The following is an 8,504-nucleotide window of genomic DNA, read 5'->3' as shown; positions in this document are numbered from 1 at the left end:
GAGCCGGCGTGGTTGGCCGAGTTTCCCTGACCCTGGCCGCCGGAGCCGGACGACGGCGGGCTGAAGCTGGGGAAACCCGTTGGCGGGGTGGGCGATCCCTGCTGGTGCGGCGCACCCTGCTGCGGCCCGGACTGCGAAGACTGGATAGGTCCCGACGGCGGGCCGGCCTGGCTGAAGCCGCCGGTCGAAGGCCCCGAGGGGTAGCCGCCGTACTGGGAGCCGTATCCGGACTGCTGAGGGGACTGCTGGTAAGGGTTCTGCTGACCGTAGTAGCCGCCGTACTGACCGTAGTGTGCGTATTGGTCGTACTTGGGCCGCGGCGTCGGTGCGGTGATCACGCCCGCGTCCAGCAGAAGTGTGCCGACGGCGAGGACGGCCTGGACCACCCCGCAGCCCAGGGCGAACCACAGCGCCCACCCACGCCCGGACGCGCCGATAGTGTCCTCGATCAGCAGCAATCCGCCCAGTGCGGCGACGGCTGCCACCACCGCGGCGTAGTTCTTGGCCTTGGGCAACAGGCTCACCCCGGCCAGCAGCGCCGCCAGCAAGGCCAGGTCGATCGGCAAGGTGCTGCCGCTTTCCACGAGCTCGTCGCCGTTGGGCAGGATGCGGGTGATCATCGGGCCGTAACTCAGCAGATAGCTGGCCAAACCTAGAGCCACCACAGCGATGGTCAGGTAGAGCTTCAGATTGCTCTCGCCGTCTTCGGACTTCGTGAACGAGGGTGCGGAGGAGGCCCCGTAACCGCCGGCCGACTGCGCGGGCGGATATCCGGGACTGCTGGGCGGATAGGTCATGGCTTCTCCTGTGCCTTCCAGTGCTGTTTGCGGCGCCACTGTCGTGCGGCGCTGGTACTCCCAGGCAGACGCGTGCCGATCACCCACGCTAGCGCACCTTGGCCAGTAGACGATGCGGGAGTCAACGTGGCGTGGACCGGGTCGCGCGCCTCCACGACGCCCCCCGCCCTTGCCCGCAAGATTGGAACACGTTCTAATTCTTGGCATGGACTACGGGCTTGTGCTGTTCACCAGCGATCGCGGTATTACCCCGGCAGCAGCGGCCAGGCTCGCCGACAATCACGGTTTCACCACCTTCTACGTACCCGAACACACCCACATTCCGATCAAGCGCGAGGCTGCCCACCCGACGACCGGTGACGAGTCGTTGCCGGACGACCGCTACATGCGCACCCTGGATCCCTGGGTCAGTCTCGGTGCGGCGTGCGCGGTCACGTCGCGGGTGCGGCTGTCCACCGCGGTGGCGTTGCCGGTTGAGCATGATCCGATCACGCTGGCGAAATCTATCGCGACCCTCGACCACCTTTCCGGTGGACGAGTCAGCTTGGGCGTCGGGTTCGGCTGGAATACCGACGAACTCGCGGACCATGGCGTGCCGGCCGGGCGGCGCCGCACCATGCTTCGCGAATACCTCGAGGCGATGCGCGCGTTGTGGACCGACGAAGAAGCTTCCTACCAAGGCGAATTCGTCAACTTCGGACCCAGCTGGGCCTGGCCTAAGCCGATCCAACCGCATATCCCTGTGTTGGTGGGCGCCGCCGGCAACGAGAAGAACTTCAAGTGGATTGCGCGCAGCGCCGACGGTTGGATCACCACTCCGCGCGACTTCGACATCGACGAGCCGGTGAAGTTGCTCCAGGACACCTGGGCAGCCGCCGGACGCGACGGCGCGCCGCAGATCGTGGCGCTCGATTTCAAGCCGGTGCCCGAAAAGTTAGCCCACTGGGCCGAATTGGGTGTCACCGAGGTGCTGTTCGGTTTGCCGGACAAGTCCGAGGACGAGGTTGCCGCCTATGTGGAAAGGCTTGCTGGCAAGCTGGCAGCATTGGTATGACGCAACATTTTCCCTATCGCTACGATCCTCGGCTGGCCCCGATGTGGTTGCCGTTTCGGGCATGGCCCGGCACCCAGGGCGTGACGGTGACCGACGACGGCCGTTTGGTCGCCCGCTACGGGCCGTTGGTTGTCGATGCGCCGCTGTCTCGCGTGCACGACACGCACGTCACTGGTCCGTACAGATGGTGGACCGCCGTAGGCGCCCGGCTATCAGCTGCCGATGACGGACTTACGTTCGGCACCAACGCTTCTGAAGGTGTGTGCATCCATTTCGAGCCGCGCATCCACCGGGTGATCGGTCTGCGTGATCACTCGGCGCTGACGGTGACAGTCGCGGACACCCAGGGATTGGTCGACGCAATCAAAGCCGCCCGCTAGTCAGCCCAGCGCGCAGCGGTTCCCGTACTCGAAAGAGCGCACGACGACGGGCCGCCCCAATGGTTCGCCGTCGGTCAGCAGCCCGATGAAGTCGTCATCTTCGGTGGTCGCCAAAAACCGGCTGTCGTCGGCGTCGAGCCGGCCGATGATGATCCCGGTCGGTCGGCCGCCGTCGCGCCGAACCGTGTAGGTCTCGACGGTGCCCGGACCGTCGGCCTGCTCGGTCACCGGCAGCGTGGGCGCCTCGCCGATCTTTTCCTGCAGCTGCGCACTGTGATCCGGTTTCCAATCGGTGGGTATCGTCGAGTAGACCCCGACCGAATACTTGCTCAAGATGCCACCATTGGCGCCGACGAGGCCAAATTGCCCAGGCGCGCTTCGGCATTTAGCGATCGTCTCGGCGACACCGTGCATCGAGTAGTTGTTACCGGCGCCGCCGAAGAACGGCAGGCCGCCGGTCAACGTCAACCCGCGCGGGTCGTCGGGTGCGATGCCCATGCCGTCACAGATGTTGAAGACCGGCACCGGAAAGCAGCTGTACAGGTCGAAAGTGGCGATGTCGTCGATGCCGATACCGGCGACCGCCAGCGCTTCGCGCACCGCCAGCACTGCCGACGGGGCGTGTCCGAGTTCCGGCCGTTCCAGCAGGCTCTGCTCTTCGAGATCGGCATGCCCGTGCAAATACACCCAATTTTCCTCGGGCACACCAAGTTTGCGCGCCGCCTCAACCGACATCAGCAGTGCCGCCGCGCCCTGGTTCACCTGGTCACGGGCAACCAATAGCCGTGGGTACGGCTCGGAAATCATCCGGTTGCGTTCGGTGACGGTGATCAGTTCCTCGACACTGCGTTCGACCGGCGCTGCAGCAAAAGGATTTTCGGCCGCCACCTTGGTGAACGGAGCGAACAACTCGCCCATTCGGCGCAGATAGTCCGCCGGTCCGAGCCCGGTTCCGGCCCGGCGGGCATTCTCCAGCAGTCCGTACTGTGTCGGTGCGTCGACCAGCCCGTGAATCACGGTGTAGCGACTGATAAGTCCGTCGAGGCCGTGACCGCGATCCTCCAGCGAGCCGTCGACGGTTTCGGAGAAATCCGGCCGATTCTCAGACCCGGCGAAGTAGCGGTTGGTCGATGTCGCGTCGGAACCGAAGACCAGGGCGACCTCCGACCGGCCGGCGGCGATCTCGCCGGCCAGTTCGGTGATCAGATGCTGCGGGCCTTGGCCGCCAACGACTTCCAGGATGGCGCGGGCGGGGTCGGCGCCGATCCGGTTGGCCACCGACCGTGGATAGTTATTCGACTTGCCCAGCACCGCCTTGGCCGGCCCGGAGATCTCGAATTGCCTTACGCCGGCGATGGTGTCGATCGACGCGGCTACCTTGGCGACGTCGGCGCCACAATCCTCGAGCGCCGCACGAGCACCGGCTGCCGCCAGCTCCACGGCCGACATGCCCCGGTAGTACGCGTCGTCGATCCGCTCTGCGGCCTGCCCGACGCCGACCACCACCGGGCTGTGCGGGTCCATGGTCCCTACAGGCTCTGCAGGATCTGCCGGGCCAGCTCAGCGGTTTCCGAGGGAGTCTTGCCAACCTTGACCCCGGCCGCTTCTAGAGCCTCTTTCTTGGCCGCCGCGGTGCCCGACGATCCGGACACGATGGCGCCGGCGTGGCCCATCGTCTTGCCTTCCGGCGCTGTGAATCCCGCGACATAGCCGACGACCGGCTTGGACACGTTGGCCTTGATGTAGTCGGCCGCCCGCTCCTCGGCGTCGCCGCCGATCTCACCGATCATCACGATGACCTTGGTGTCCGGGTCCTTCTCGAACGCCTCGATTGCGTCGATGTGGGTGGTGCCGATCACCGGGTCGCCGCCGATACCGATCGATGTGGAGAACCCGAAATCGCGTAGCTCGTACATCATTTGGTAGGTCAGAGTGCCGGACTTGGACACCAGCCCGACGGGACCTTTGCCTGTGATGTTGGCCGGGGTGATGCCGACCAGCGCCTCACCCGGGGTGATGATGCCCGGACAGTTCGGACCGATGATGCGGGTTTTGCCGCCCTTGGACACGTTATAGGCCCAGGCATATGCGCTGTCCTGCACCGGGATTCCTTCGGTGATGACCACCAGCAGCGGAATCTCGGCGTCGATGGCCTCGATGATGGCGTCCTTGGCGAACTTCGGCGGCACGAAGATGATCGACACGTCGGCGCCGGTCTTTTCCATCGCTTCGGAGACGCTGCCGAACACCGGCAACTCGACGATCTGGCCGCCCTTGTTCTCATGCGTGACGGTGGTGCCCGCCTTGCGCGCGTTCACACCGCCGACAATTTGCGTGCCCGCCTTGAGCATTCGGGCGGTGTGCACGGTGGCCTCGCTACCGGTGATGCCCTGGACGATGACCTTGTTTTTGGAGGTCAAAAAGATTGCCATGTCGTGTGGTCCTTTCAGGCGCTCGCCAGATCGGCGGCCTTGTCGGCGGCCTCGTCCATCGTCGGCACCAGCGTCACCAGCGGGTGGTTGGCCTCGGCCAAAATGCGCCGGCCTTCGTCGACGTTGTTGCCGTCCAGCCGGACCACCAGCGGCTTGTTCGCCTCGGGGCCCAGGATCTGCAGCGCCTGCACGATCCCGGTGGCCACGGCGTCACACGCGGTGATGCCGCCGAACACGTTGACGAACACAGCCTTGACCTGCTGGTCGCCCAGCACGACGTCGAGCCCGGCCGCCATTACCTCAGCCGATGCGCCGCCGCCGATGTCGAGGAAGTTAGCGGGCTTGACCCCGCCGTGTTTCTCGCCGGCATAGGCCACCACGTCCAGCGTCGACATCACCAATCCGGCGCCGTTGCCGATGATCCCGACCTGACCGTCGAGCTTGACGTAGTTCAGGTCGTGCTCCTTGGCTTTGAGCTCGAGCGGGTCGGTGGCCTCGCGGTCCTCGAACTCGGCGTGGCCGGGCTGGCGGAAGTCGGCGTTAGCGTCCAACGTGACCTTGCCGTCCAGCGCCAAAATCTGATCGTCAGGTGTGCGCACCAAGGGATTGACCTCGACCAACGTGGCGTCCTCCGCGATGAACACCTCCCAGAGCTTCGAGATGGTGACGGCGGCGGCGTCGAGTACCTCGGCCGGCAGATGACCCTGCTCGGCGATCGAGCGTGCGAAGGCGAGGTCGACTCCCTTGACCGCATCCACCGGCACCTTGGCCAAGCGCTCGGGCTTGGTCGCGGCGACCTCTTCGATCTCCACGCCGCCCTCAACCGAGCACATCGCCAGGTAGGTGCGGTTGGCCCGGTCCAGCAGGAAAGAGATGTAGTACTCCTCGGCAATGTCGCTGGCCTCAGACACCAACAGCTTCTTGACGACGTGACCTTTGATGTCCAGGCCGAGGATGTTCTTCGCGTGGGTGTAGGCGTCCTCGGCAGTCGCGGCGTACTTCACGCCGCCGGCCTTGCCGCGGCCACCGGTCTTGACCTGGGCTTTCACCATGACGGGCCGACCGATCTCCGCGGCGATCGCCTTGGCTTCTTCGGCGGTGTCGGTCACCCGGCCCGGTGTCGTCGGAACGTTGTGCTTGGCGAAGAGTTCTTTCGCCTGATATTCGAAAAGATCCATGGGCTCACTTCTATGTGTCGGCCTGCGTGTAAGCGAACCGGAGTTTTCCGATGCCCGCTTGCGGGAACTGTATCGACACGGCCGGGAGGTTCCATCGTCGGCATCCATGGATGTGGCAGATCTCACCGCGGCGCCTGAAGTGATTCAAATCACAATCCTCGGGCGGATTTCCGGCTTAACTTGCCACGCGTTGCGGTCGGCGGTTAACGTCGCAGGGTCCAGATCACGTTTTGATTACGCTCCGAGGGACAATCAGGTTGACCCAGCTCATTCCCGCACGGTCTCCTGCGCCACGAGGCGCTAGGCAATCGCGCGACCGCGAGTTGGAGCTACACCGCAACGAAGTCACCGACATCATCCCGTTCAATGAATTTGGGGAGCTCGGCAACCTCGATGAGCTGGACTTTAGCGACAATTCCGCGTTCGCCAAGGAAGCGCAGGTGCTACGCGCGCCCGAGCTCGATGACACCGATGACACCGACAACCTCGCCGTCCTGACGTTGGCCGGCCCCAGCGTGGTCGAGCCGAGCCCGGAAAGCTCCCAACGTCGCATCGACCCCTACGCGCGCGGCGGGCAGCACCGCAAGCAGCTGACCGGCCCGGCGCGAGGCCGGGTGTTGATCGGCGCCATGGCCGCCGGTGCTGCGGCGGCTGCCGCGCACACCGCCACTCACACTTCTGATCACGCGCACGCCCAGACGGTGCTCGCCGCCGACGCGGCCACCATGAACGGCGGTGTCATCAGCACGTCGTCGCGCGGTATGCAGATGGTCACCGTGCAGCCCGCCGCGAACGTCGCGGTACACAACGCAGAGCTGGCCAAAGGCGTCGCGTTCGCCCAGGAGCGCGCCCAGCGCGAAGCCAGGCTGGCCCAGCCACTGTTCGTCATGCCGACCAAGGGCATATTCACGTCGGGTTTCGGGTATCGCTGGGGAGTGCTGCACGCTGGTATCGACCTCGCGAACTCGATCGGCACCCCGATTAGGGCGGTATCCGACGGGGTTGTCATCGACGCTGGGCCGACCGCCGGCTACGGAATGTGGGTCAAACTGCGCCACGCGGATGGAACGGTCACGCTCTACGGTCACGTCAACACCACGATGGTCAGCGTGGGCGAGCGGGTGATGGCGGGCGACCAGATTGCCACCATGGGCAACCGCGGCAATTCCACGGGCCCCCACCTGCATTTCGAGGTGCTGTTGGGTGGCACCCAGCGAACCGACCCGGTGCCGTGGCTGGCCAAACGTGGCCTGTCCGTCGGCACTTTCGCCGGTTGACCGGTGACTGATCCGAACTACCCCACACCAGGCGATCAACCGCCCACCCAGACGCCGAGCGGGCCTCCGCGCGTCGATGGCGATCCCCACAGCGCACCTCAAACGCGGATTATCCGGCGGGCGCCGACCGGGCCACTGCCGCAGCTAGCGGGCGATCCCCACACCACCTACATCCCGCGCCAACCACCGCTGCCCCGCTACGGTGCTCCAAGCCAGCGGCCGAGCACGTTGTCGGGTGAACCCAGCAACGGAACGGCGGTGGCCGCGTCGGCTGTCACCATCGTCAGCGGCTGGGCCACCTCAGTGGTGGCGACCGACCTGATCGCCGGCTGGTGGAAATCCGACCGGCTGTTCTGCGTCGCGGTGGCATTTCTCGCGCTGGTGTTCGCGCTGGCGACGGTCTCCGGTGTGATCCAGCTAATGCTGCGACGGTCGCTCGGCCGCTACCTGATCGTGGCCGGCGCCGTGATCGCGTTGCTGACGTACGGCGGCGTATTCATCGCCGGCGCACGTGTTGCCTGGATCGTGCACCTGCTGCCGTTGTTACCGATTTCCAGCGCGGTGCTCGCGCTGCTCCCCCGCACCAAAGACTGGTTGCTGGACGCCTGAGCGCTAAAGCTTGCTGACGGGGGCGTGGTTGTGCATCAACTTGACCCGCCCCGCGCTGCCGAAGTCGATCAGCGACATCGCCGATTCGCCAACGCCGGAAACCTCTTCCACCCGGCCCAGCCCGTACTTGTCGTGGGTCACCCGGTCCCCGGGTTCGAGCACCAATAGCGGGCGTTTGCTCGCCGATGCACGAGCCGGCGACGGACGCGGCGAGCCGAATCGCCCGGCGCCGCTGACCGGCGCGCTGAATGACGGGGTGGGGTCGAGGCGTCGCCAATCGATGAGTTCCTGCGGGATTTCCCGGAGGAACCGCGACTCGGGGTTGAGCATCGGCTGTCCCCACGACGACCGCACTTTGGCCCTGCTGACGTAGAGCCGCTGACGGGCCCGGGTGATCCCGACGTAGGCCAACCGGCGCTCTTCGGAAAGCTCGGTGGGATCGCCCAATGCCCGCATGTGCGGGAACATGCCGTCTTCCCAGCCGGTCACGAACACCACCGGGAATTCCAACCCCTTCGCGGTGTGCAACGTCATCAGCGTGACCACACCGGCGCTGTGCTCGGGGATTTCGTCGGCGTCGGCGACCAGCGACACCCGCTCCAGGAATTGCGCCAGCACACCGGTATCCGGCACATCTTCATCGTCGGGCGTGCCAACAGTCTCGTCGAGCGCCTCGGCGTTCTCCAGGTCGGTGGCGAATTCGTGTGCGACGCTGACGAGTTCGTTGAGGTTGTCCAGCCTGGCGAGGTCTTGCGGGTCAGAGGAGGATTCCAACTC

The 8,504-nt window shown here is 65.6% G+C and carries 9 protein-coding genes; 4 read left to right on the top strand and 5 right to left on the bottom strand.

What is annotated here, in order from left to right:
- On the bottom strand, nucleotides 1–797 hold a 797-nt coding region (locus WBF82_RS22305), incomplete at its 3' end, for a DUF5336 domain-containing protein (RefSeq protein ID WP_424385104.1).
- A 205-nt stretch (nucleotides 798–1,002) separates the two neighbouring features.
- Here WBF82_RS22305 and WBF82_RS22300 point away from each other — a divergent pair.
- Nucleotides 1,003–1,851 carry an LLM class F420-dependent oxidoreductase gene (locus tag WBF82_RS22300; RefSeq protein WP_424385103.1) on the top strand — a complete coding sequence of 283 codons (849 nt, stop codon included), beginning with the start codon at nucleotides 1,003–1,005 and terminating at the stop codon, nucleotides 1,849–1,851.
- Nucleotides 1,848–2,231: a hypothetical protein gene (locus WBF82_RS22295; protein WP_424385102.1), complete on the top strand. Its 384-nt coding sequence runs from the start codon at nucleotides 1,848–1,850 to the stop codon at nucleotides 2,229–2,231. Before WBF82_RS22300 ends, WBF82_RS22295 begins: the two co-directional genes overlap by 4 nt.
- On the opposite strand, the gene WBF82_RS22290 is transcribed toward WBF82_RS22295, so the two are convergent.
- The 3 genes from WBF82_RS22290 to sucC are packed head-to-tail and all read right to left on the bottom strand — an operon-like array spanning nucleotide 2,232 to nucleotide 5,841.
- Entirely contained in the window at nucleotides 2,232–3,755 is a 1,524-nt protein-coding gene (locus WBF82_RS22290; RefSeq protein WP_424385101.1) for an acetyl-CoA acetyltransferase, read from the bottom strand.
- Between the two features lie 5 nt (nucleotides 3,756–3,760).
- Nucleotides 3,761–4,663, bottom strand: coding sequence for a succinate--CoA ligase subunit alpha (gene sucD / locus WBF82_RS22285; protein ID WP_424385100.1), 903 nt, complete (start codon nucleotides 4,661–4,663; stop codon nucleotides 3,761–3,763).
- A 14-nt stretch (nucleotides 4,664–4,677) separates the two neighbouring features.
- The gene (gene sucC, locus WBF82_RS22280; protein ID WP_424385099.1) at nucleotides 4,678–5,841 is read right to left on the bottom strand and encodes an ADP-forming succinate--CoA ligase subunit beta; all 1,164 of its coding nucleotides are present in this window, start codon (nucleotides 5,839–5,841) and stop codon (nucleotides 4,678–4,680) included.
- A 257-nt stretch (nucleotides 5,842–6,098) separates the two neighbouring features.
- On the opposite strand from sucC, the gene WBF82_RS22275 reads away from it, so the two are divergent.
- Entirely contained in the window at nucleotides 6,099–7,118 is a 1,020-nt protein-coding gene (locus WBF82_RS22275) for a M23 family metallopeptidase (protein ID WP_424385098.1), read from the top strand.
- A 3-nt stretch (nucleotides 7,119–7,121) separates the two neighbouring features.
- Nucleotides 7,122–7,727 (top strand): hypothetical protein, encoded by a 606-nt coding sequence (locus tag WBF82_RS22270; RefSeq protein WP_424385097.1) that lies wholly within the window; start codon nucleotides 7,122–7,124, stop codon nucleotides 7,725–7,727.
- A 3-nt stretch (nucleotides 7,728–7,730) separates the two neighbouring features.
- On the opposite strand, the gene WBF82_RS22265 is transcribed toward WBF82_RS22270, so the two are convergent.
- Nucleotides 7,731–8,504 (bottom strand): 3'-5' exonuclease (locus WBF82_RS22265; protein WP_424385096.1); only part of this gene is annotated, 774 nt, incomplete at its 5' end.

The sequence above is a fragment of the Mycobacterium sp. genome (assembly GCF_049673265.1).
Classification (GTDB): Bacteria; Actinomycetota; Actinomycetes; order Mycobacteriales; family Mycobacteriaceae; genus Mycobacterium.
This window is presented reverse-complemented; position numbering and strand designations above follow the sequence as displayed.

Excerpts from the sequence above, each read along its gene's own strand:
- WBF82_RS22300 (WP_424385103.1), top strand. The coding sequence starts at position 1,003 with ATGGACTACGGGCTTGTGCTGTTCACCAGCGATCGCGGTATTACCCCG.
- WBF82_RS22295 (WP_424385102.1), top strand. The coding sequence starts at position 1,848 with ATGACGCAACATTTTCCCTATCGCTACGATCCTCGGCTGGCCCCGATG.
- sucD (WP_424385100.1), bottom strand. The coding sequence starts at position 4,663 with ATGGCAATCTTTTTGACCTCCAAAAACAAGGTCATCGTCCAGGGCATC.
- WBF82_RS22290 (WP_424385101.1), bottom strand. The coding sequence starts at position 3,755 with ATGGACCCGCACAGCCCGGTGGTGGTCGGCGTCGGGCAGGCCGCAGAG.
- sucC (WP_424385099.1), bottom strand. The coding sequence starts at position 5,841 with ATGGATCTTTTCGAATATCAGGCGAAAGAACTCTTCGCCAAGCACAAC.